The sequence below is a fragment of the Desulfosoma sp. genome (genome assembly GCF_052743555.1).
In genome coordinates, this window is sequence record NZ_JBRAHS010000007.1 from 26,296 (window position 1) to 49,095 (window position 22,800).

The 22,800-nt window shown below is 58.6% G+C and carries 23 protein-coding genes; 18 read left to right on the plus strand and 5 right to left on the minus strand.

Annotated features, from left to right (window positions below; translation table 11 throughout):
* Positions 1-204: 204 nt before the first annotated feature.
* The 8 genes from ACUVSA_RS05740 to thiD all read left to right on the plus strand — a co-directional run bounded on the left by ACUVSA_RS05740 (position 205) and on the right by thiD (position 7,645).
* Positions 205-834 carry an MBL fold metallo-hydrolase gene (locus ACUVSA_RS05740; protein WP_445893066.1) on the plus strand — a complete coding sequence of 210 codons (630 nt, stop codon included), beginning with the start codon at positions 205-207 and terminating at the stop codon, positions 832-834.
* 14 nt (positions 835-848) lie between these two features.
* The gene (locus ACUVSA_RS05745) at positions 849-1,775 is read left to right on the plus strand and encodes a radical SAM protein (RefSeq protein WP_445893067.1); all 927 of its coding nucleotides are present in this window, start codon (positions 849-851) and stop codon (positions 1,773-1,775) included.
* Positions 1,776-1,786: 11 nt separating this feature from the next.
* Positions 1,787-2,431, plus strand: coding sequence for a metallophosphoesterase family protein (locus tag ACUVSA_RS05750; protein WP_445894110.1), 645 nt, complete (start codon positions 1,787-1,789; stop codon positions 2,429-2,431).
* Positions 2,432-2,455: 24 nt separating this feature from the next.
* Positions 2,456-3,538 (plus strand): type IV pilus twitching motility protein PilT, encoded by a 1,083-nt coding sequence (locus tag ACUVSA_RS05755; protein ID WP_445894111.1) that lies wholly within the window; start codon positions 2,456-2,458, stop codon positions 3,536-3,538.
* A 44-nt stretch (positions 3,539-3,582) separates the two neighbouring features.
* Entirely contained in the window at positions 3,583-4,752 is a 1,170-nt protein-coding gene (locus ACUVSA_RS05760) for a type IV pilus twitching motility protein PilT (protein WP_445894112.1), read from the plus strand.
* A 276-nt stretch (positions 4,753-5,028) separates the two neighbouring features.
* Entirely contained in the window at positions 5,029-5,679 is a 651-nt protein-coding gene (gene thiE, locus ACUVSA_RS05765) for a thiamine phosphate synthase (RefSeq protein WP_445892924.1), read from the plus strand.
* Entirely contained in the window at positions 5,676-6,833 is a 1,158-nt protein-coding gene (locus ACUVSA_RS05770; RefSeq protein ID WP_445894113.1) for a thiamine-phosphate kinase, read from the plus strand. The genes thiE and ACUVSA_RS05770 overlap by 4 nt, the downstream gene beginning before the upstream one ends.
* Complete coding sequence (gene thiD / locus ACUVSA_RS05775) at positions 6,830-7,645, plus strand: bifunctional hydroxymethylpyrimidine kinase/phosphomethylpyrimidine kinase (RefSeq protein WP_445892926.1); 816 nt, start codon at positions 6,830-6,832, stop codon at positions 7,643-7,645. The genes ACUVSA_RS05770 and thiD overlap by 4 nt, the downstream gene beginning before the upstream one ends.
* A 514-nt stretch (positions 7,646-8,159) precedes the next feature.
* Here the strand turns inward: thiD and ACUVSA_RS05780 are convergent.
* On the minus strand, positions 8,160-9,083 hold the full coding sequence (locus ACUVSA_RS05780; protein ID WP_445892927.1) for a PAC2 family protein: 924 nt from the start codon (positions 9,081-9,083) through the stop codon (positions 8,160-8,162).
* Entirely contained in the window at positions 9,064-9,762 is a 699-nt protein-coding gene (locus ACUVSA_RS05785) for an HAD family hydrolase (RefSeq protein WP_445894114.1), read from the minus strand. Before ACUVSA_RS05785 ends, ACUVSA_RS05780 begins: the two co-directional genes overlap by 20 nt.
* Positions 9,763-10,004: 242 nt before the next feature.
* On the opposite strand from ACUVSA_RS05785, the gene ACUVSA_RS05790 reads away from it, so the two are divergent.
* The 7 genes from ACUVSA_RS05790 to cobA all read left to right on the plus strand — a co-directional run bounded on the left by ACUVSA_RS05790 (position 10,005) and on the right by cobA (position 16,165).
* Entirely contained in the window at positions 10,005-11,024 is a 1,020-nt protein-coding gene (locus ACUVSA_RS05790; protein WP_445894115.1) for an aminotransferase class IV, read from the plus strand.
* Positions 11,025-11,145: 121 nt separating this feature from the next.
* A complete protein-coding gene (locus tag ACUVSA_RS05795) occupies positions 11,146-11,778 on the plus strand; it encodes a D-sedoheptulose-7-phosphate isomerase (protein WP_445894116.1) in 633 nt (210 codons plus the stop codon).
* A complete protein-coding gene (locus ACUVSA_RS05800) occupies positions 11,769-12,758 on the plus strand; it encodes a hypothetical protein (RefSeq protein ID WP_445894117.1) in 990 nt (329 codons plus the stop codon). Before ACUVSA_RS05795 ends, ACUVSA_RS05800 begins: the two co-directional genes overlap by 10 nt.
* Positions 12,736-13,113: a cyclophilin-like fold protein gene (locus ACUVSA_RS05805; RefSeq protein ID WP_445892932.1), complete on the plus strand. Its 378-nt coding sequence runs from the start codon at positions 12,736-12,738 to the stop codon at positions 13,111-13,113. The genes ACUVSA_RS05800 and ACUVSA_RS05805 overlap by 23 nt, the downstream gene beginning before the upstream one ends.
* A 50-nt stretch (positions 13,114-13,163) precedes the next feature.
* Complete coding sequence (locus ACUVSA_RS05810; protein ID WP_445892933.1) at positions 13,164-13,397, plus strand: FmdB family zinc ribbon protein; 234 nt, start codon at positions 13,164-13,166, stop codon at positions 13,395-13,397.
* Positions 13,398-13,654: 257 nt separating this feature from the next.
* Positions 13,655-14,611, plus strand: coding sequence for a hydroxymethylbilane synthase (hemC, locus tag ACUVSA_RS05815; protein ID WP_445894118.1), 957 nt, complete (start codon positions 13,655-13,657; stop codon positions 14,609-14,611).
* A 30-nt stretch (positions 14,612-14,641) separates the two neighbouring features.
* Positions 14,642-16,165 (plus strand): uroporphyrinogen-III C-methyltransferase, encoded by a 1,524-nt coding sequence (cobA, locus tag ACUVSA_RS05820; RefSeq protein WP_445894119.1) that lies wholly within the window; start codon positions 14,642-14,644, stop codon positions 16,163-16,165.
* 295 nt (positions 16,166-16,460) lie between these two features.
* Here the strand turns inward: cobA and ACUVSA_RS05825 are convergent, their stop codons facing one another.
* The 3 genes from ACUVSA_RS05825 to ACUVSA_RS05835 form a co-directional block, all read right to left on the minus strand.
* The gene (locus ACUVSA_RS05825) at positions 16,461-16,685 is read right to left on the minus strand and encodes a hypothetical protein (protein WP_445894120.1); all 225 of its coding nucleotides are present in this window, start codon (positions 16,683-16,685) and stop codon (positions 16,461-16,463) included.
* Between the two features lie 251 nt (positions 16,686-16,936).
* The gene (locus ACUVSA_RS05830; RefSeq protein WP_445894121.1) at positions 16,937-17,911 is read right to left on the minus strand and encodes a calcium/sodium antiporter; all 975 of its coding nucleotides are present in this window, start codon (positions 17,909-17,911) and stop codon (positions 16,937-16,939) included.
* Positions 17,912-17,930: 19 nt separating this feature from the next.
* Positions 17,931-18,728, minus strand: a complete 798-nt coding sequence (locus tag ACUVSA_RS05835) for an MlaA family lipoprotein (RefSeq protein WP_445894122.1) — start codon at positions 18,726-18,728, stop codon at positions 17,931-17,933.
* Between the two features lie 176 nt (positions 18,729-18,904).
* Here ACUVSA_RS05835 and ACUVSA_RS05840 point away from each other — a divergent pair, with 176 nt between their 5' ends.
* The 3 genes from ACUVSA_RS05840 to ACUVSA_RS05850 all read left to right on the plus strand — a co-directional run bounded on the left by ACUVSA_RS05840 (position 18,905) and on the right by ACUVSA_RS05850 (position 22,775).
* On the plus strand, positions 18,905-20,485 hold the full coding sequence (locus tag ACUVSA_RS05840; RefSeq protein WP_445894123.1) for a DUF4301 family protein: 1,581 nt from the start codon (positions 18,905-18,907) through the stop codon (positions 20,483-20,485).
* A 51-nt stretch (positions 20,486-20,536) separates the two neighbouring features.
* Entirely contained in the window at positions 20,537-22,084 is a 1,548-nt protein-coding gene (locus tag ACUVSA_RS05845; protein WP_445894124.1) for a sigma-54 interaction domain-containing protein, read from the plus strand.
* 352 nt (positions 22,085-22,436) lie between these two features.
* Positions 22,437-22,775 (plus strand): P-II family nitrogen regulator, encoded by a 339-nt coding sequence (locus tag ACUVSA_RS05850; RefSeq protein WP_445892941.1) that lies wholly within the window; start codon positions 22,437-22,439, stop codon positions 22,773-22,775.
* The last annotated feature ends 25 nt before the right edge of the window (positions 22,776-22,800 follow it).

Genomic DNA, 22,800 nt, shown 5'->3' on the forward strand with positions numbered 1-22,800 from the left:
CAAAGGTGTGCTTCAGGCAAGTTTCGGCGTCCTGCCGCCATAAAGGCCGGCCTCTTTCGATGGGCCGGCTTGTTTCGCCGCGTTGGTTTCCTTGGATGATGGGCATTGACAGGGTCGCCGCGACCCGGTTACGAGACCACCATCAGAAGCGGTTCGGTCAAGGGAAACTCCATGGGCAAACCCACAGGAGCTCAGGAGGGTGCCATGCACGTCGATGAAGCTTTGAAGAAGATTCACTGGTTGGGCCATGACGGATTTCGCGTGGAGGGCTCAAAAACCCTTTATTTTGACCCTTACGAAATCAAAGGCGGCCCTTTGGCGGACGTGATCCTGATCAGCCATGAACATTTCGACCATTGTTCACCGCCGGATGTGGCCAAGATTCAGAAACCGGAGACCGTGATCGTCACCGACGGCTCATCGGCCAAAAAACTTTCCGGCAATGTGCGCGTCGTCCGACCTGGGGACCGTCTGGACCTGGACGGCGTCCTGATCGAGGTCCTCCCCGCCTATAATGTGAACAAGAAGTTTCATCCCAAAACGGCGGGCATGCTGGCCTTTGTGGTCACCTTGGACGGTGTGTCCTATTACCATGCCGGGGACACCGACCTCATACCCGAAATGGCGGGGCTCAGCGTGGACATTGCGTTCCTGCCCGTTTCCGGTACGTACGTGATGAATGCCCAAGAAGCCGTAGAGGCAGCCAAAACCATTTCGCCGAAGATCGCCATTCCCATGCACTATGGTGCCATTGTGGGATCGGAACAGGATGCTCGACGCTTCCAGCAGGCTCTCGAAGGCCTTGTGCGCGTGGTGGTCTTGAAGAAGGAATAACCCTGGAGGGGCCCATGGAGGCGTCCTACGTTCAGGCGTATCGCAGCAAGGTCCTGCAGCACAGAATCGACAAGGCCCTGCGCTGGCTCAGAAAGTGTTCTTTGTGTCCGCGCCTGTGCCGCGTGAATCGCTTGGCGGACGAAAAGGGCGTGTGCCGCACGGGCCGTTACGCCCTGGTGTCCAGCTACGGCCCGCACTTCGGGGAAGAAGATCCCCTGGTGGGGCGGAACGGTTCTGGAACCATTTTTTTCACGCACTGCAACCTGCTGTGCTTGTTTTGCCAAAATTACGATATCAGTCACGAAGGCCAGGGCGTTTCGGTATCGCCGGAGCAGTTGGCGGGCGTCATGGTGGAATTGCAGCAACGAGGCTGTCACAACATCAATCTGGTCACGCCGACCCACGTGGTGCCTCAGATTCTGGAAGCCCTGCCCCTGGCCGTGGAACACGGCCTTCGCGTGCCCTTGGTCTACAACTGCGGGGGCTATGAACGGGTGCCGACCCTGCGGCTTTTGGAAGGCATCGTGGATATTTACATGCCCGACTTCAAGTTTTGGGACCCTCAGGCGGCCACGGACTTGTGTCAGGCGGAAGATTACCCGCAGCGGGCTCGAGAGGCGCTTCGGGAAATGCACCGGCAGGTGGGGGATCTGGCCCTGGATGCTTCAGGGCTGGCCGTGCGGGGCCTTCTGGTGCGCCATTTGGTCATGCCCGACGGCCTGGCCGGCACGGAAGAGGTCTGCCGGTTTATTGCACGGGAGGTGTCCTCCAACACGTACCTTAACATCATGAACCAGTACCGCCCCTGCGGACGTGCCATGGAAGTGCCGTCGCTGCGGCGACGCATCACTGCTGAAGAACACGAAAACGCCCTTCAGGCCGCTCGAAACGCCGGCCTGACCCGCCTGGATCGCCGAACCCGCCGTTTCATTGTCTGGTGACGGACGCGCTCATGCATGAAGAAGCTGGAAAGATCTACGCCATCGGTGATGTGCACGGCATGCTTTTCAAGCTGGAAAGGCTTCTGGACCGCATTCCCTTTCGCCGGGATCGGGACCGCCTGGTGTTTCTGGGGGACTACGTGGACCGCGGGCCGGATTCTCGAGGCGTCATCGATCGCGTGTTGCAGCTCATGGCCGACGGCGTTCGAGTGGTGTGCCTGCGCGGCAACCATGAACTCATGATGGAAAACTACTTGCAAGACCAGGATGTGGAGTTCTTTCTCGTCAATGGCGGTGCCGCCACCCTGCATAGCTATTCGGTGGGCAATGAAGGTGGGCGCTGCATGATCCCCGAGGCGCACAAAAATTTCCTGCATGGGCTCAAGAAGTTCTACGAAACGGACGATTACCTGTTTGTCCATGCAGGGTTTCGTCCCGGTATCGCCGTTTTCGACCAATCGGACGATGACGTGTATTGGATTCGCAGTGAATTCATTGGCTCCGACTATGACTTCGGCAAGAAAGTCATCTTTGGTCACACGCCCTTTATGAAACCCTTCGTGGACAGAAGAAAGATCGGGATCGATACGGGCGCCGTCTACGGCAACAAGCTGACGTGCGTGAGTCTGCCCGACGAGGTGTTCTACAGCGTCTGAGATGTTCCACGAAGGGGGTTTCCAATGGCCAGAATCGATGCCTTTTTCAAGCTCATGCACGACCAGAGAGCATCGGACCTGCATCTTGTCTCGGGTCAACAACCCGTGCTGCGCATTCGCGGCGAACTGGAACGGGTCAAGTACAAGGTCCTGGACGATGATGAACTGCGATCCATGCTCTACGAAATCACGCCCGAAGACAAAATCAAGACCTTTGAAGAAACGGGAGATCTGGACTTTTCCTATGAAATTCCAGGACTCGGCCGATACCGCGCCAACTACTTCATGCAAAAGAACGGCATTGGGGCTGTGTTTCGCGAAATTCCGGAGGAAATACTCACCGTCCAACAACTGGGCTTGCCTCCGGTCATTTCTCGGCTGGCCCTGTTGCCTCGAGGTTTGGTGCTGGTGACGGGCCCCACCGGCAGCGGCAAATCCACGACCCTGGCGGCGATCATTGACGAAGCGAACCGTAAGCGCAAGGATCATATCATCACCATTGAAGATCCCATTGAATTTGTGCACAAGAGCAAAAACTGTGTCATCAATCATCGGGAAGTGGGAACCCATACGCGAAGCTTTTCCAGCGCTTTGCGAGCGGCCCTGCGCGAGGACCCGGACATCATTCTGGTGGGCGAAATGCGCGATTTGGAAACCATGCGCCTGGCCATTGAAGCCGCGGCGACGGGGCACCTTGTGTTTTCCACCTTGCACACCACCAGCGCCGCCAAGACCGTGGACCGCATCATCGAAGTCTTTCCCACCGGCGAACAGGCCCAGATTCGATCCACCCTGGCCGATGGATTGCGCGCCGTAGTGTCCCAAGCTCTTTTCAAGCGCATCGACGTTAAGGGGCGTATCGCCGTGCTGGAAATTCTGATCGCCACCCATGCCGTGCGCGCCCTTATTCGCGAAGGCAAAACCCATCAGATTCCTTCGGCCATTCAAACGGGAAAAAAATACGGCATGCAGACCCTGGATGACGGCATCATGGAACACCTGCGCGCCGGCCGCATCAGTCCGAATGAAGCCTACATGAAGTGCGTGGAAAAAGAGAAATTTAAACAGTACCTCACCGAGCCGCCCACGGATTTCACCGAGGTTTGACGGGTTCGCCGCGGCGACGCGAGCCATAAGGGAGCGGTCCTTCCATGAAACGCCAAGACGTGAACCGTATTCTGCACATGCTTCTGGACGAACATCCCACGCTGTCGGACATCAATTTTACCGTGGGAAAGCCCATTCAGGCCGAGGTGGACGGGGTGCTGCGGCCTGCGTGCGCCGATCTGCGCCTGGGCGTGCTCACCCCCTATCACACAGAACATATCGCCTTGGCCCTGATCGGTCCGGACAGGCGTCTCATCAGAAATCTTCTGGATTCAGGATCCTGCGACTTCTCCTACGCTTTGGAAGCTCGAGCTCGATTCCGCGGGAACGTTTTTTCGCAGCGGGGCTACTATTCGGTGGTCATGCGCGTGCTGCCTTCCCGCGTCATGAGCATCGACGAGCTGGAACTGCCCGCCGTTTTCAAGCGCATCGCCGAGGAGCGAAACGGTATCGTCTTTGTCACGGGCGCGACGGGAAGCGGCAAGACCACAAGCCTTGCGGCCATCCTCAACGAAATCAACCGTTCCAAGTCGGTCCATGTGGTGACCTTGGAAGATCCCGTGGAATTCGTTCATCCTCAGCTCAAGGCGACTTTCAACCAAAGGGAATTGGGGCAGGACTTCGATACCTTTGCCAACGGTTTGCGCGCTGCCTTGCGCCAGGCTCCCAAGGTGATTCTGGTGGGGGAAATGCGGGATCGAGAAACGGTGGAAATCGGGTTGAGCGCGGCCGAAACGGGCCATCTGGTTCTGACCACGCTGCACACCATCGATGCGTCCCATACAGTGAACCGTATCGTGGGTATGTTTGAACTGGAAGAGGAGCGCCTCATTCGCATTCGCCTAGCCGACGCCATGCGGTGGACCGTGAGCCAGCGGCTGCTGCCCAAGGTGGGGGGCGGGCGCGTGGCAGCCTTTGAAATTATGGGGAACAATCTTCGAGTGCGCGAGTCCATCATTCACGGGGAAAGAGAAGGCAAGACCTTTTATGAAATGATGCAGCAGTCGCGCCCCTTTGGCTGGACCACATTCGACGATTCCATCGTCTCATTGTATGAGAGGGGTCTGATTACCGAAGAGACGGCCCTGGGGTATGCTTCCAATCGAGCGGAAGTCAAACGTGGCGTGGACCGCATCAAGGCGGCTCGAGGCGAAAAGACCACGGACATCGAAGGGCTCGGCATCGACCAAGACTATTCCCGAAAGTTTGCCTAGCAACCTCCCCAAAACCACCTTTTGGTAAGAGCGGCGCGAGCCGCGACGCCTGATCGCGCCCTGCGGCGCTGCTACAACTCACATGAGAGAACGCGCCTCGTGGCGCTCCTACTGAAGAGGGGCGTGCCGTCCAAGGGGATCTTCGCAAAACGCCTCCTTTCGACCCTTTGGGTGGACAGCGCCCGTCCAATGTGATAGACGAGTGAGGATGCACTACGTTCATTTTCCAGGCTGTGGCGCCGCGATTATCGTGCGGTGCACAAGGGAGCCGCACCCGTGGTCAGAAGCGAAAAAGCCGTGGACTGGTCCCTCTACGTCATCACCGATGCACAGGTCATTGGTGCCCGTTCCTTGGTGGATGTGGTGGAATCTGCGCTTCGAGGCGGCGCCACGGTCCTGCAGTACCGTGAAAAGAAAAAGTCCACGCGCATCATGGTGGAAGAAGCCGCGGCCTTAGCGGCCCTGTGTCGGCGCTACCGTGTACCGTTCTTTATCAATGACCGAATCGATGTGGCCCTGGCCGTCGACGCCGACGGCGTGCATCTCGGCCAGGACGATATGCCGGTGCCGGTGGCTCGAAGGCTTCTCGGCCCTCGTCGCCTCATTGGTGTGACGGTTCACAATCCCCAAGAGATTTACAAAGCGCAGCAGGACGAAGCGGACTACATTTCCTTGGCCCCAGTGTTTGCCACGCCCACCAAACCGGATCACCAGACACCCATGGGTCTGGACGGCCTGAAAAGGCTTATGGCCTGCGTTCGATGCCCGGCCGTGGCCATCGGAGGCATCAACGCGGAAAACATTGGCCAGGTCATGCAGGCCGGGGTGAACGGTGTCTGTGTCGTTTCGGCCGTGCTCGGCCAGAACGATCCCGAACAGGCGGCTCGCACTCTGCGGACGCTTATGCCCCCAAAGTCCGCATCATGAGCGCTTGTCCGCCTACCGTGAGAGACTTCGGCGAATTTGGACTCATCGAGCGGCTTCGACAGCTCGTGCCGTCGCCGCTTTCCTCGATTCATGTAGGGATCGGAGACGATGTGGCCGTTCTTCGATCTACATCGGGCCGGCTCCTTTTGGCCACCTGCGATACTCAAATTGAAGGGATTCATTTTCTGAACGCCACCATGCCCCCACGGCTTTTGGGGCGACGCGCCGCCGCAGTGAATCTCAGCGACATGGCCGCCATGGGGGGATCACCCCTGTGGGCTTTGGTTTCTTTGATGCTTCCAGCCAAGACCCCTGTGGCATGGGTGGAAGACCTGTATCGAGGTTTGGTGGAAGGCCTGGGGCGATATGGAGCCGCTCTGGTGGGAGGCAACACGGCGAGGCATCCCGACAGTGTCGTGGTGGATGTGACGCTGCTGGGTGAAGCGGATGAAGACAAAGTGATTCTTCGCCGAGGAGCTCAGATGGGGGATTTCCTTGTGGTTACGGGTTCCCTCGGCGCCTCCAAAGCCGGCTTGGAATGTTTGCGCGTTGCGCCTTGCATGGCTCAAGAAACGGCCGAAAGCTTCGGTCTCCATGCCGCCTGGCCTGAAACACTCGGCGGTGGGTCCATCGAGCCTGCCTCACAAACAAAAACGGCGCACAACCTGATGGCGGCAGTGCATCGGGAAATACGGATGGGCGCGGTACTCAGACACTGGGTGCCGGAACCTCGAGTGCGCGAAGGGCAGGTGTTGGCCGCATCGGGCTGGGTCCATGCCATGATCGATGTGAGCGACGGGTTTTTGGGGGACCTTGCGCACCTGTGTGCCGCAAGTGGTGTGGGAGCGGTGATCGATGTGGACGCCGTGCCGGTGGATGCAGCCTGTCAGGCGGTGGCGCAGGCCCTAGGGCAGGATGCTTTGCTGTGGGCCTTGAACGGTGGAGAAGACTACGAACTCTTGGCAGCGGTGCATCCCGATGGACTGGAACAGGTTCTTGGCGAGCTGGCTCAGCAGAGCGCCGTGCCGTGCCGTGTAGTGGGGCGGATTGTATCCCGAGAACAGGGGATTCGGTGCGTGCGCCACGACGGTTCTTTGCTGGACACGAACTTGGGTCTGGCGTGGGACCATTTTCGTCAGGAGGTGCCCTCATGAAAATTCCTCGCGCGCTGACCATCGCAGGGTCCGATTCCGGAGGTGGGGCCGGCATTCAGGCGGATCTCAAAACCTTTGCCGCTCTGGGCGTTTTCGGCATGAGTGCCGTGACGGCTCTGACCGCCCAAAATACGGTGGGCGTGCGGGCGGTTTGGGAAGTGGATCCCGCCTTTGTGTCCGCTCAAGTCCGCGCAGTGGTGGAAGACATCGGTGTGGATGCGGTGAAGACGGGCATGCTGGCCACATCGGCCATCATTGAGCAGGTGGCTCGGGATGTGCGGGACCTTGGCCTCACCCGTCTGGTGGTGGATCCTGTCATGGTGGCCAAGAGCGGCGATGCCTTGCTGCATTCGGACGCCGTTTCCGCTTTGGTGGAAGAGCTCTTGCCGTTGGCTCTGGTGGTGACGCCCAATCTGCACGAAGCGGAGGCGCTGGTGGGTTTTCCCGTGAGGAACGTGGCGGACATGGAAAAGGCGGCGCGAAAGATCAAGGCCTTTGGACCTCGCTATGTGGTGCTCAAGGGCGGCCATCTGCCGGGGGATTCCATGGACATCATGGATGATGGGGAAATCGTGCGCCGATTTCGCTCAACGCGCTATGACACGCCGCACACCCATGGCACCGGGTGCACTTTTGCTTCGGCCATCGCCGCCGGATTGGCCAAGGGCTTGGATGTGCCCAGCGCTGTGGCCCAGGCTAAGGCGTATATCACCGAGGCCATACGAGAAGCCTTGCCTTTGGGGCACGGCCATGGGCCGGTGCATCATTTCCATGCGTTGTACCGGCTGGCCGGCTGGCGCTTCGAGCCGTAACCAGCGCGCCACGATGTTCAAAGACGCCCTGTTTTCGGAAGCGCGGGTTTCAGGACTTTGGCGCTGCGAGCCGCAGAGCCGCGGTTCTCGGAAGAAGGCTGAGGAGGGCTGCGATCCAACGAGGGGCGGAAAAGGAGGCGGCCGAAAATGAGCGGACCGGCAGGAGCCGGTCCCTTCGAAAAACTTTTCGGAGTGCGGAGAGCCATCTCTTCAAGCCGAGTGAGGTGAACGAGTTCCCGGCATCGGAGCGAGTCGTGCTTGTCGGAGGGACGTGCTTCGGCGCGTCCGCTTTGTGAAGCCCAGCCGAGAAGCCTCCGCGCGCATGGGGGAATTTTCGGACCGGCGAAAGCCGGCCCCTCGGAACGACGTGGACCGCCGGGACGCGGTCCCTCCGAACGACGTGGATTGCGAGGATGAGGGTCCTCCGACTGACGTGGACCACGAGAAGGCGGTTTCTACGTTGGGGCTTGCGGACCCGGAGGAACGCCAATGGGGGGCTTTCTCGAAGAGGCTTCTAGTCGTCGGTTTTGCCTTTTTTGTGGAATTTTTGAAAATCGATGACGTCCGCACCTCGGACGTGAGGCTTTGGCATGGATGGCGTTGCGTCGTCCTTTCCTTCCTCTGCGTTCTCCGTGCCTCTGCGGTTTCCATGGTGCGTTGCCCCCAAAGGGGTCTGTTCCTGCTTTTTCAGAGCGAGGATTTGTTCCCCAAGGGACGGATCCTGGTCAAGGATCTTTTCGATTTCCATTTCCCGGTTCTTCCATTCCGCCAAAATGTCTTCGAGATCCCAAGCAATGTGGGCAAATTGCCCGATGATTTCCATCATTCGATGGACCAGAAGTTCATGGGGACCTTTGAGGTAAAAAGGCATGTGGGCCCAAAGGTTGACCACGGTCATGGTGCTGTGGCGCAGTTCGTGAAGGATGGCCGAATACACGGAAGCCGGTCCTTCATAGGATGCAGGCTGACACTGCCAGTGCCGCAGCAGGTTGTAGCCCGCCGCGTTGACGGCCACTCCCGAGATGCGGATTTCGTCGTAAAAAATCTGGTCATAGAAACTTCCCACTAGAAGCAGTTCTTCAGATTGCCACGCCGTAACGGCTCCAAGAAACTCGGAGACGAAACCCCGCCATTGCACCGAAGGCTCAGGTCCTATGGCAAACAGCACATGCTGATGGGCCTCAGCTTCAGGGCGATAGAATTCCAGCGTGGGCCATTGAAAGTCTTTGAGCACCCCGTGGTGAATGCGCACTTTCGGGCGTTGTTCCGAAGTGAGCACATAGGCATCCATTTCCATGAGGCCGACCCGTCGGCAGGGAAGCTTTCGGCGGATGGTCGAAAAGACCGTTTCCGCCATGCTTGCGGCATCCGACCACCCTCTCAGGAACAGCACCATCTTGGAAACACACAGCCGATCTTCAGGCAAAGTGAGTGCCATAGATGGATTCCTTTGGCAGGAATTGCCCGGCATCGAGGATTCTCACCAATGCCGCACAGTCCTGAGCCACCCAGTCGGGATGGCACGCATGCAGGTCCATTAAGGAAACACGGCCGCTGGCCACGCCGGCCGTGCGCACACCGACGCGTTTTCCCGTTTCAATGTCCAGAGGATGATCTCCCACCATCAAGGTATGAAAAGGCGAAGCGTCGAGAGCCTTCAGAGCCGTGTGCAGGTGGTGCGGGTTGGGTTTGACCTGTGGGACGTGGTCCCGCGCAAAAAGATGAATGCCCAACCGCTCACCGTCGGGAAAGACGGTGCGGACGGCCCTGGCACAGTTTCGAGTTACCACGGCGATTTGAACCCCACGTCGGTGAAGATTTTGTAACATCGGGCGAGTGAAGGAAAAAAGCTTTCCTCGAAGGGCGTCTTCCATTTCCATGGCTTCGATGGACGCCAGCGCTTGGGATCGAAAGGCGGGCGCTAAAGCGCTCTTGCCATGCTGAAACTGCTGGGCGATCCAGTCGATCCATTCCAGAGCCGGTATGGCTGAAGGTTCAGGATGGTGGCCGAGATAGGGCGCGGCGATCTGCGCGATCCGCTGTTTCATCTCGTCAAAATCGATGTGCAGTTCCGCCAGGGTGCCGTCGAAGTCAAAAAGGATGGTTTCAATGATCATGAAAGCCTCGGTTGAAGGGGGTGCTCTTAAACGGGGGATCTTGCCGAGTGCCAGGAAACTATATCACTCCCTTTGGAAATCGCAACAGGCCTTGCACATCCTCGGTGCCTCGACTATGGTGAAGCGTATTCACGATAGAGCTCGGCTCACAGAGCTTTTCTGTCGGTTGGACGACTCGAAGCGGTAAGCACGGGAAAAAAGGAGGCGCCCATATTCTGCAAGGCAGTTGAGGAGGAGATGACATGGGTTCCCCTGTGGCAAAGCTGAGCTTTGATGCGGTAGTGGATCGACTTCTGCAAAAAAACGAAGCCTATCACGCCAATTATCTGGCCATGTATTCGTCCTGGTACGGAGGGATTTGCACCGATCCGCGCATCATGCTCATTCCTTTGGACGACCATCTGGTGCACCGTGGAGACGGTGTCTTTGAAGCCTTCAAGTGCGTCAAGGGGTATTTGTACCTTCTGGACCAACATGTGGAGCGGCTGGCGCGGTCTTCGGAAATAGCTCAGCTCCGGTGGCCTGTCAGCCGCGCCGAACTGGTGTCGTTGATCAAAGAAACCGTGCGTGCCGCTCAGAGTCCGAACTGTCTTGTCCGGCTCTATATTTCTCGAGGTCCTGGCGGCTTCAGTCCGGATCCTTACGAATGCCCGGCAAGCCAGCTCTACATCGTGGTCACGCGTGTGAGCGACGTGCCGGAAGAAAAGCGTACTCGAGGCGTCACGCTCAAGAGCAGCCATATTCCCATCAAGAAATCCTACTTTGCCAACGTCAAGAGCTGCAATTATTTGCCCAACGTGCTCATGACCAAGGAAGCGCGGGATGCCGGCGTTGACTTCACCGTATCCATCGATGAAAACGGCTTTTTGGGGGAAGGGGCCACGGAAAACGTGGGCATCGTCACGAAGGATCGACGGTTTCTGGTGCCGCGCTTTGAGCGCATTCTTCAGGGAACGACAATCACCCGCATGATGGAACTGGCTCGGGACCTGGTGACTGCCGGTGAGCTTGCGGAAGTGGCGGAGGCGGACCTTCGGCCCAAAGATGCCTACGAAGCGGCTGAAATGCTGATCTTTGGCACCACCTATCCCGTGCTTTCGGTGGTGATCTACGATCGGCACGTCATCGGGGACGGCGTGCCGGGACCGTGGTTTCGTCGGTTTCGGGCCATGCTGTTGCAGGATGCCGAATCGGGCGAAGGCGTTCGAACCCCCGTGTGGTCGAATGCCCATGAATCGGTTTCCACGGCCGGTGAACCTTGAGGCAGGGAAGCCGTCCAAGAATGCGTCATTGCAGGTTTCGAGTTGAGCCAATGCAGGCGGCGATCACGTCAAGACCGGCTGGAAATCGGCATGTGAGAAAAGGTACCAAGGAGTCGCCATTATGAAGGATGAGCTGGGACAAGGGGTTCTCAGAGTGCGGGCCGTCTTTGACGCCACGTTGCGGGCTTTGGCGGCCGTAAGGGACCACGACGCGGAAACCGTGGTGCGCATGGCGCAGGTGGTGGCCCAGGCCTTTCGAGCCAAGAGACGCCTGTACCTTTTCGGCAACGGAGGCAGCGCCGCCGACTGCCAGCATCTGGCGGCGGAATTCATCAACCGGTTTCAAAAAGAAAGGGACCCTTTGCCGGCGATAGCACTCACCACCGACACGTCTGTGCTCACCAGCATTGCCAATGACTATGATTTTCGGGATGTGTTTCTGCGTCAGTTGCGGGGTTTGGCAGAAGCGGGGGACGTGGCCATGGGGTTGAGCACCAGTGGAAGGTCGGAAAACGTCCTGCGTGCTTTGCGATGGGCCCGGCAGCACGGTGTGCATACGCTGGGTCTTGCGGGCATGGAGAAAACGGACATGGATGTCTATTGCGATCTCATCCTACATGTGCCCGATGACGTCACCGCCCGCGTGCAGGAAGTGCACATCACGGTCGGCCATGCCCTTTGTGATGTGGTGGAAGAGATGCTTTTCGGGGTCGAGCCGCCGTCGAACGTGGTGCGTGCCGCGCAATGCTGCTGAGAGGGGTCATGGAACCCCTGTGTTTGAAAAATGTGCGACCTGTGAGCCTTGAGGATCGGCCGGGCAAAGTGAGCCTGCAGGACATGGGCCGTCCCTGGCAAGCCGGAGGAACCTTTGCCCGGTTTCTTCAGTCGCTTCCCGACCAGCTTGCGGGATCCGCATTTCGGGACGCCGTGGAAAGGACAGCTCGAGCCGCCACGGCGGGCCGCACGGTGCTATTGGGCATGGGCGCCCATCCCATCAAGGTGGGATTGAGTCCGTTGGTGATCGACTGGCTTCGCGCCGGGATCCTTAAAGGCGTGGCGATGAACGGGGCGGGCGTCATCCATGATGTGGAAATGGCCCTGGTGGGAAGAACGTCGGAAGATGTAGCCGCGTCATTGCATGCCGGTTGTTTCGGCATGGCCAGGGAAACGGCGGAATTCATTCATGAGGCGGTGCGACGCGGAGCGGCTCAAGAAAACGTGGGGTTCGGGCGTGCTGTGGGGGAAGCCCTGAGGAAGGCTCACGTCCCGCACGTGGAGCACAGCATTTTGGCGACAGCGGCCGAACTGCAGATTCCCGTCACGGTCCATGTGGCCATCGGCACCGACATCATTCACATGCATCCCTCCATGGACGGGGCGGCCACGGGGGCACTGAGCCACACGGATTTTCGCATTTTTTGTGCCTTGGTTTCGCGCTTGGCCGGCGGTGTGTACATCAACCTGGGATCGGCAGTGATCCTGCCCGAAGTGTTCCTCAAAGCCGTTGCGGTGGCTTTCAACCTGGGGTACGACCTCCGCGACCTCACCACCATTGCCATGGATTTTCTTCGGCCGTATCGGCCTCAGGTGAACGTGGTGGAACGCCCCACGGCGGGCATCGGCCGCGGGTTTTCTTTTGTGGGACACCATGAAATCCTGTTTCCTTTGTTTTATGCCGCGGTCAAAGAAAGAATGCATGAAGGGGGACCCCATGCCGACACGCATTCGCATTGAAACGCCGACGCTAGTTATGGATGCGGCTTTGAACGACAGCCCCACGGCGCAAGCCATCGCCCGGGCGTTGCCTCTGGAAGCGGAAGCCAAACTGTGGGGGGATGAAATCTATTTTGCCATTCCCGTCACCATGCCCTTGGACGAGCGGGCCAAGGAACTGGTCCAAGCGGGCGATTTGGGCTATTGGCCCAAGGGTAAAGCCTTTTGCATCTTTTTTGGTCCGACCCCCATCCGCGCTCCGGGGGAAATCCGCCCTGCCAGTGCCGTCAACATCGTGGGCAAGGTGTGTGGCGATCCCACGCATTTCAAAGCCGTGAAGGACGGGGATCTTGTTCGCCTGGTGAGGGCGACCTAAGATGGTATCGCACCGGTGGTGCGTGGAATGCCAGAAGCGAGGTGACCATTATGCCGATCTATGAGTATCAATGCGGAAGTTGCGGAGAACGGTACGAATGTTTGGTGTTTCGAAGCGATGAGGAGGTCTGTTGCCCCAAATGCGGATCTTCCGAAGCGCATCGGGAAATGAGTGTCTTTGGGTTTAAGAGCGGCGGGGAGAAAGGTGCGGCCAGCAGTCGCATGGGTTCCGGCGCGTCTTCCTGTTCGGGATGTTCAGGGGGCAGTTGCGCCACGTGCCATTGACCGGAAAACTCGAAAGGCCGAAACCGGATCGGTGACCAGGGTCGGTTGTGTATCGTTCCGCATGGGTGAAAGAATCACCCTTGAGGCGGGTTCCTCTGAAGGAGCGGTGCAGGCGCGATGCCTTGGGTCCGACGGCGGGGTCATGGAACGGCGTGAGCGGTGCATCACCGTGGCTCCTTCAGAGAGCGCGGGGATCAGCCCGAGTCGCCGAAGACAAAGCCCTTGGTTTTTTTGACCGAACACTTAAGGAGGGACTCTTGAAACCGCACGTGGTCATCGGGACGCGCGGCAGCCGTCTTGCCCTGCGCCAGGCGGAGATGATCCAGCAGGCGCTGGAAAAGCAATGGCCTGGGTTGCGTGTCACGCTGGAAATCATCAAGACCACGGGGGACAAAATTCTGGACGTGCCCTTGGCCAAGGTGGGTGGCAAGGGACTTTTCGTCAAGGAAATCGAAGAGGCGCTCATGGACGGTCGTGTGGACCTGGCCGTGCACAGCATGAAGGATGTGCCTGCAGCACTGCCGGATCCTTTGACATTGGCTGTGGTGCCGCCCCGAGAAGACCCTCGCGACGTCCTCATCGCGCATCGAGCCTCCGGCCTGGAAGATTTGCCCCCGGGCGCCCTCATCGGCACCAGCAGCCTGCGCCGGGCGGCGCAAATACGGCATCTTCGACCCGATCTTCGTGTGGAGAATCTCCGAGGGAACTTGGATACGCGGCTTCGCAAGGTGCGGGAAGGCCTCTTTGATGCGGTCATTCTGGCGGCGGCCGGGCTTCGGCGCATGGGCTGGCAGGACGCGGTGACCGCCGTGATGGATCCTCAAGCCTTTGTTCCCGCCATCGGTCAAGGGGCTTTGGGGATTGAAATTCGAAAGAACGACCCGGCGGTTCAAGAACTTGTGACCCCCTTGCATCATGAACCCTCATGGCGTGCCGTGACGGCGGAACGCGCCTTTTTGGATGAGTTGCAGGGTGGATGCCAGGTGCCCATTGCCGGGCATGCGGCGGTTAACGGCGGCACCGTAACACTCACGGGCCTGGTGGCCTCCCTGGACGGAGCCACCGTGTATCGGCTCACACAGAGCGCCCCAATCGGCCAAGAAGAGCCTTTGGGTCGCGATGTGGCTCGGCGGCTTCTGCAACAAGGCGCACGGCACATTCTGGAATCCTTGCTGGGTCAGGAGTCCCTCCACGCCACAACACCTGGTCCTTAACATCACGCTGAACTCTGGAGTGAGGGTCCTGTGAAGAAAGGTAAAGTGTATCTTGTCGGGGCGGGTCCCGGAGATCCGGGTCTGCTCACCCTCAAAGGTCGGGACGTGTTGGCCCAGGCCGACGTAGTCATCTACGACTACCTGGCCAGCGAAGAATTTCTGCGATACGCGCCGGCCCACGCGAGACGCATCTATGTGGGCAAAAAGGGCGGCGACCATACAATGAGTCAGGAAGCCATCAACCGGCTCCTGGTGGAAAAGGCTCGGGAAGGTGTGGTGGTGCGCCTGAAGGGGGGCGATCCTTTCGTTTTCGGGCGAGGCGGCGAAGAAGCCCAGGAACTGGCCGCGGCCGGCATCGACTTTGAGATCGTTCCCGGCGTCACCGCGGCCGTGGCTGTTCCCGCCTACGCGGGCATTCCCTTGTCTCATCGGGACTATGCATCCAGCATGGCTTTCATTACGGGCCATGAAAGGGCCGATGGCGCAATGCCGGAAACCAAGGAAAGTCTTGACTGGGAAAAGCTGGCTTCCGGCGTGGGCACGCTGGTCTTTTTCATGGGCGTCAAGAATCTTCCCGACATCGCGCAGCGCTTGATGGCCCACGGGCGTTCCCCCCGGACCCCTGCGGCGGTTATTCGATGGGGCACCACGCCGCAGCAGCAGACCGTGGTGGGCACTTTGGCCGATATCGTTGAAAAGGTGCAGGCCACAGGCCTAAAACCTCCGGCGATCATTGTGGTGGGTGAAGTGGTGCGCCTGCGAACGGAGCTCAACTGGTTTGAAACCAAACCCCTTTTCGGCAAAACGGTCCTGGTGACACGGGCTCGAGAACAGGCCAGCGAATTTCGAAGGGCGCTGGAAGATCTGGGGGCTCGATGTGTGGAGTTTCCCTCCATTGCCATTGTGCCGCCCGCCTCTTGGGACCCTCTGGATAGGGCTCTCGCTGTCCTCCATGAATACGACTGGGTGGTCTTTACCAGTGTCAACGGCGTGAAGTTTTTCATGGAAAGACTTTGGGCGGCAGGCCGGGACGTGCGCGCTTTGGCCGGAACGCGCCTTGCGGCCATCGGGCCCAAGACGGCGGAAGCCCTGGAACAGCGGGGGCTGCGCTTGGATGTGGTTCCCGAAGAGTACCGGGCGGAATCGCTGTTGAAAGCATTGGGGGAGACGACCGTGCGCGGCAGGCGTTTTTTGCTTCCTCGAGCGGCCCAGGCGCGGGATGTTCTTCCCCAGACCTTGCGCCGATGGGGCGCTGAGGTGGATGTGGTCCCCGCCTACGAAACCGTTCCAGCGGCTGAGGGGGTGGATGAGGTGAAGGCCATGTTGGCCCGCGGCGAGGTTCACGTGGTGACCTTTACGGCATCCTCCACGGTGACCTTTTTTCTGCAAGCCATCGGGAAACACCGTGCGGCGGAGCTTCTCAAGCAGACGGTGGTGGCCTGCATCGGGCCCATCACGGCGGACACAGCGCGGTCCTTCGGCATTGAACCCCGTGTGGTGGCCGAAGAATACACTATTCCAGGCTTGGTGCGCGCCCTGGCTTCTCGTGTGTAGCATGTTGTCCGCGAGCACCTTTCTCGACCGTAAAAGGCGGATGATGTTCCGAAAGGCATTAAAGCAGCCTTGCCTCCATCTCCGCCACTCGAGAGCGCTCACCCTTTTTGAGTGTGACATGGCCGGCGAGAGGTTCCATTTTAACCCAAGTTGGTCAGCCTTGGAGGCTCAAATAGGGGTTTTCTTGGATCATGCTCATCTAACCATCTGAGATCCTTATCCCAAGTTTGTCACTTTTTTGCGTAAGGTGCTAATATCGTTGGAAGTGCATTTTCAGTTCTTCACTACAAATTTTTCACTTAATGGTCATCAGCCTTTTGAGGGGCCGAGGCGGGACGGCGAGAGCATTGTAAGTTACCAAACGAACCGGTTTGGGCTCTGACGTGTGCCGAAGATGCATGACCTGCCCCTTGTCGTTGATCATGCTGGTGGTGACACGGACCTGGCCGCTGCGATGCGTTCGCAGGGTTGTCCAGTGATGATGGATTCCGGCGGACGGAGCGCCTTTTGGATAACGCACAAGAGATGGTCAGCAAGGACGGTCACCAAACCATGCCCCTGAATCCGCTCGGAGATGCGATGATCAACCGGCCGTAAGGAAAGCTCCTGCTTCAGGCTTCGAAAGGACGCTTCCGCAATTTTTGGTGGAGTGGAGATTTTGAAAAAATTTTTCTGCCGATTGTGAAGTCCTCACCACCCGCACAAATCTGGACAACTTAGACCACTGCTCGCAGGGACCATCTTGTCATGCACCGCCCTTCAAAAGGTTCGTCATCCCCTGAATCGCAGCAGGAAACCCACATAGACGAAATACCCCAGGGTCAGCGCGCCACCTTCCAGGCGGTTGACGCGCCCTTGACGGCCGCTCCAGGACCGACACACAGGCCACAGGACCAAGGTGGCCAAAAGCATCACGGGAAAATCCCGATAATAGGCTTCGGTGGAAACGGTCAAAGGCCGCACCATGGCGGGAATACCCAGGATGGCCAGAGTGTTGAAAAGGTTGGACCCCACCACGTTCCCTACGGCGATGTCATCCTGTTTTTTGATGGCGCCGACAACCGACGTGGCCAGTTCGGGAAGACTTGTGCCGAGAGCCACCATCGTCAGCCCGATGACCAGCTCGCTCACACCAAACCCTCTGGCCAAAGCCACGCCACCCCACACCAAGAGCCGGCTGCCCACCGTCAGCGCCACAAGTCCGGACACCAGAAAAAACATCGACTTTCCCAGGGTCGGAACTTGCTGTCGAGTGGAGACGCTTGTGGCGGCTTCTTGCAATAGCACATCGGGGGCCGTCTGCTTAGCTTCCACAACCATCTTGGTCACGAAAAGCACCAGGCCTGTGGCGAGCAAAAAACCTTCAAAACGGCTGAAGGTGCCGTTTCTGGCCATGAGCCAGGCGATGACTGAGGCGCCGATCAAAAGGGGATATTCGCGGCGGACGACGGAGCCGTGGACCATGAGCGGCCGAAACAGCGAAGCCACCCCGAGAATGAGGCCGATATTGGCGATGTTGCTTCCCACCACATTCCCCACGGCCACATCGGGATGCCCCATGACGGTGGCGGTGAGGCTCACGAGCAGTTCGGGCAGGGAAGTGCCGAAAGAAACCACGGTGAGGCCGATAATGATCGTCGAAATACCGAGCCGCCGCGCCAGGGCCGCCGCGCCGTCCACAAAGCGGTCGGCACCCCACACCAAAGCGGCGACGCCCGAAAACACGGCGGTCACATGGAGCAGCATGGAAGATTCCATTTCACGCCTATTTCTTCACCTGATTGTGGCGGTAAGTGATATAGGCGTCCCTCATGGACACGTAGGGGTCAATGGCGGACGCTTTGAAGTCTTCGTATTTGCCCAACGTCAACGACGTGCGGTTCACCTGTTGAACGCCTTTGGCCGCCCCGTACCCTTGCCAGGATAAATAGTTCATGGGATCCAGGAAATAATCGCCGACGATTCCAACAGTATCTCTCAATGTGGAAGGTCCCAGGACCGGCCAGATCAAAAAAAGGCCGTTGCCCAGGCCGTAATGACCGAGGGTCTGGCCAAAGTCTTCATCGTAGGCGTTGAGGCCGAATTCTTGTTGGGCGGGATCGAACATGCCTCCGACTCCCAAGGTGGAATTGACGGCGAATCGAGCCAACTCGATGCCGCTTCGCTGAAACTTCAACTGAAATATATTATTGGCGATGCGCACGGGGGCCATGAGGTTGTCAAAGACATTGCGCACGCACAGGCGCACGCCCGTGGGCACAAGGGTTTTGTAAACGGTGGCCAGGGGCTTGAGGACCCAAAAGTACAGTTTGTCATTGACATGAAAAAAGGCTCGGTTCAGAGGCTGCAAAGGATCCGCCACGGTCAGGTGCTTTTCCGCAAAAGGATCCTCCAGCTCAGTATCGTCCTCCTGTGCCTTGACGGCGGCCCAGACCTCCATTGTTTCCCATGGGGCTGCGGCCCGCGGGCACAGGCCCCTCATGCCACTTCCCATGGCTGTCATCAAAAGAACCACCAATCCCGCAACAATGCCGAAATGCACCCGTCGCCGTCTGCCTTCCATAACGTTCTCCGTAGCCTCTGAAGAAGTCCTGCGTCGCTGGGCATTAAAGTGGTTTTGGGCCAACCTTGTCAATGAATAAGGGAGTCTTTTGAAACGGGTGGGGTTTGTGTTATGTGACAGAAAAAGAGGCGCGGGCAGATGAGCTTCGCACGATGGACTTCCCGGAGGACGGGTAAATGCGGGAAAGGATCTTTACTAAGGCGGATCGAGAGCAGATGCAGCTGCTGGGGATATCCCAATGGGAAGTGGAACGGCAGCTGGACCTTTTTGAAAAAAGACACATCCCCATCGATCTCCACAGGCCGTGCACCCTCGGGGACGGTATTGTCGGGGTGGATGTGCACATGGCCCAGGTGTGTGAAAAGGCCTACAAAAGGGGCCTCAAAAAAGGTCGATTCATGAAGTTTGTTCCGGCTTCCGGAGCCGCCACACGCATGTTTGAGGATCTTTTCGCGGTGCTGGAACGAAATCCCGTCCCCGATCTGGCGAGCATTGAAAAAGAGGCTGCTGCCGGGGATGGTCGGGCTCAACGACTGCACACCTTTTTTACCCGGGCGCATCGTTTTCCCTTTTTCGAAGCCTGGCGGCAGGCCATGGCGCATTGGGGAGCGGATCTTGCCGCCGAGCTTCGGGCGGGAAAAATCGACAGGGCGCTGCAGGCGTTGCTGACCCCTCAAGGGCTGGACTTGGGACGACTTCCCAAAGCCCTCATTCCCTTCCATCGCTACGATGACGGCCTGCGCACGGCTCTGGAAGAACACCTCTCGGAAGCCGCGCGGTACGTGCGCATGCCCAACGGCCTGTGCCCCATTCACTTCACCGTCAGCCCCGAACATGAGGAGCGCTTTCTTCAACATATTGCGGCCGTCCGTCCCCGCCATGAGGCTCTCTGGGATTGTTCCTTTCAGATCACCTTGTCTGTGCAAAGTCCGGCGACCCAGACCATCGCCGTGGATGAGAACAATCGACCGTTTCGAAACGCTGCAGGGCAGCTGGTCTTTCGACCGGCAGGTCACGGCGCCCTGCTCCACAACCTGAACCAACTAAAAGGCGACCTGATCTATATCAAGAACATCGACAATGTGGTGCCCGACGCCCTCAAAGGCGAAACCGTGCGATGGAAAAGAATTCTGGGTGGCTTTCTTATTCTCGTTCAGGAAGGCATTCATCGCCATATCAAGGCCCTGCGCCACAAATTATCGTCGGAAACCGTGGAACAGGCACGCCGCTTTATTCAAGCGACCTTTTGGGGAGGCGCTTGCGCCATCGGGGGGGGCTTGGTGGCCCAAAGAGATCTGCTTCTCCACGTGCTCAACCGCCCCATTCGCGTGTGCGGCATGGTGCGCAACGTGGAAGAACCCGGTGGTGGGCCTTTTTGGGCCTGGGATCGTGAAGGGCGCCTGACCTGCCAGATCGTGGAAAAGGCCCAGGTGGACATGAATAATCCGAAGCAACGGGCTGTGTGGGAACGCGCGACCCATTTCAACCCCGTGGATTTGGTCTGCGCCGTGCGCGATGCGGACGGCAACCCCTTCGATCTCATGCGCTATCGAGACCCGGAAGCGGTGATCATAACCAGAAAATCCCTCAACGGCCGTCCCCTCAAGGCCTTGGAATTGCCGGGGTTATGGAACGGATCCATGGCCATGTGGAACACCATCTTTGTCGAAGTTCCCTCCCAGACTTTCAATCCCGTCAAGACGGTCCTGGATTTGTTGCGGCCGGAACATCAACCCAAGGGAACTGCCGGCGAATGAAGCGGCGGCCGTTTTGTCCTCAAAGCTTTTCAACGGGCGTGGCACACGGGGATGAGCGACCAATTTAGCCTGAAAGAACTTCAAGCCCTGCACCAGGTGGCCCGCAGGCTGGCCCGCCCCGACGACATCAAGGAACAGTTTCAGGGCGTGTTGGCGGTGTTGAGCGAACAGTTGGGCATGCAGCGCGGCATGATTTCCATTTTGGATCTCAAGACCGGCGAAGCCTGGCTGGACGTGGCGCACGGCGTGGATGTGCATGCCGGCTGCGTCATCTATCGGCCGGGGGAAGGCATTACGGGCAAGGTGGCGCAAACGGGTCGCCCCATGGCCATCGCCGACCTGGGAGAAGAAGGTCATTTTCTGGATCGCACTGGTGCGCGGAAGAAACTCAACCGCAAGGAACTGGCCTTTCTGTGCGTGCCCATTTTTCATCAAGGGCGCGTGGTGGGTGTCCTTTCCGTGGACAAGCTCAGCCGCGACGTGGAAGATCTGACTCGAGAAGTGCAACTGCTGGAGGCGGTGGCGGAACTGCTGGGCAAGGTGGTGCATTTTCGTGCGGTGGAAGAAGAAAACCGAAGGCTTCGCAGCATGCTAGCCGAAGCGCGTCGGCCCAAAACGCACATTTTGGGGCGATCCAAGGAAATTCGGGATGTGCTGCGGCTCATCGACCAGGTGGCGGACACCAACACCACGGTGCTCATTCACGGCGAAACAGGCACGGGCAAGGAACTGGTGGCCAAAGCCATTCACGACAACAGTTCCCGAGCTTCGGGCCCTTTGGTGCGGGTCAATTGCGCCGCCATGCCGGACACGCTTTTGGAAAGCGAATTGTTCGGGCACGAAAAAGGAGCTTTTACCGGAGCAGTGTCTCGGCGCAAGGGCCGGTTTGAAGAGGCTCAGGGAGGCACCATCTTTCTGGACGAGGTCGGGGAGTTGTCTCCAATAGCGCAAGCCAAGCTGCTGCGCGTGCTGCAGGAAAAAGAATTCCAGCCCCTGGGTTCGTCCCGTGTGGTCAGAGTGGATGTGCGGGTGGTGGCCGCCACCAATAAGGACCTGGAAAAGGAAACAGCCCACGGGCGGTTCCGCTCGGACCTGTATTACCGGCTGAACGTGTTTTCTATTTTCCTGCCGCCTCTACGGGATCGAGGGCCCGACATTCTGCTGCTGGCCGACTATTTTGTCCAAAAATATGCGCAGCTTTTGGGCAAGGCCGTGAACCGCATTGCAACGCCGGCCATCGACCTGCTGATGGCTTACCACTGGCCCGGCAACGTGCGGGAGCTGGAAAATTGTATGGAACGCGCCGTGGTGCTGGCCGCTGAAGATGCCATCGAAGCGCGCCATCTGCCTCCTACGCTGCAAATGAAACCCGTGGAACAGCAAAGACAGTCTCGAGGAAAACTGGAAGCTCTGGTGGGCGCCTTTGAACGGGACATCCTGATTGAAGCTCTCAAGGACGCTCGAGGCAACCAGGCCCATGCGGCCCGGCTTCTGGGAACAACAAAGAGAATCGTGCAGTACAAGATTCGAAAATACGGCATTGACCCCCGCCGTTTCGTGGATCGAAGCCGTGCCTTTCACGATGAGGCGCAGGAATGATGGGCGCTGGGGTGCATGGAGTTGGTATGGGTTTTGCTCCGTGTTCAAGAACCCCTTCAGTGGGAACGGCACACGCCGCGACGCCTGATCGCGCCGTGCGGCGCTCCTACAGTATGCAACGAAAACGGCCCCGAAAAGCCATTCTTAGACAGGCTCCCTGGCCTGTGAAAGGCACGCTCGAGGGGCGAACCGGGTGGTTTTTCCCCATACGGCCCTTGTGACCTATGCGCCTCTTGAACGGCAAGGAAGACAAGAGGCGCCAGGCCCCGCCGGTGCTGTGCGTCGTCAGCAAGGCTTTTGGGTTCGGGCGGCGCCGGTCCATGGCCCCCGGTTGTGGAGAGGATGACATCTCATGAAGAAAGTGGAAGCGATCATCAAACCCTTTAAGTTGGACGATGTGAAGGAACGCCTCACGGAATTGGGCATCAAGGGCATGACGGTGACGGAAGTGCGAGGGTTTGGCCGTCAGAAGGGCCACACGGAAATCTATCGGGGTGCCGAATACGTGGTGGATTTCATCCCCAAACTCAAAATCGAAGTGGTGGTGGGCGACGACCAGCTGGACGAGGTACTGGAAGCCATCAGCATCTCGGCCCGCACGGGAAAAATCGGGGACGGCAAGATTTTTGTCATCCCTGTGGAGGAATGCCTGCGCATTCGCACAGGAGAACGCGGCGAACAGGCTGTGTGAGGCGCAGCGAAGCTTTTTTCTAAGC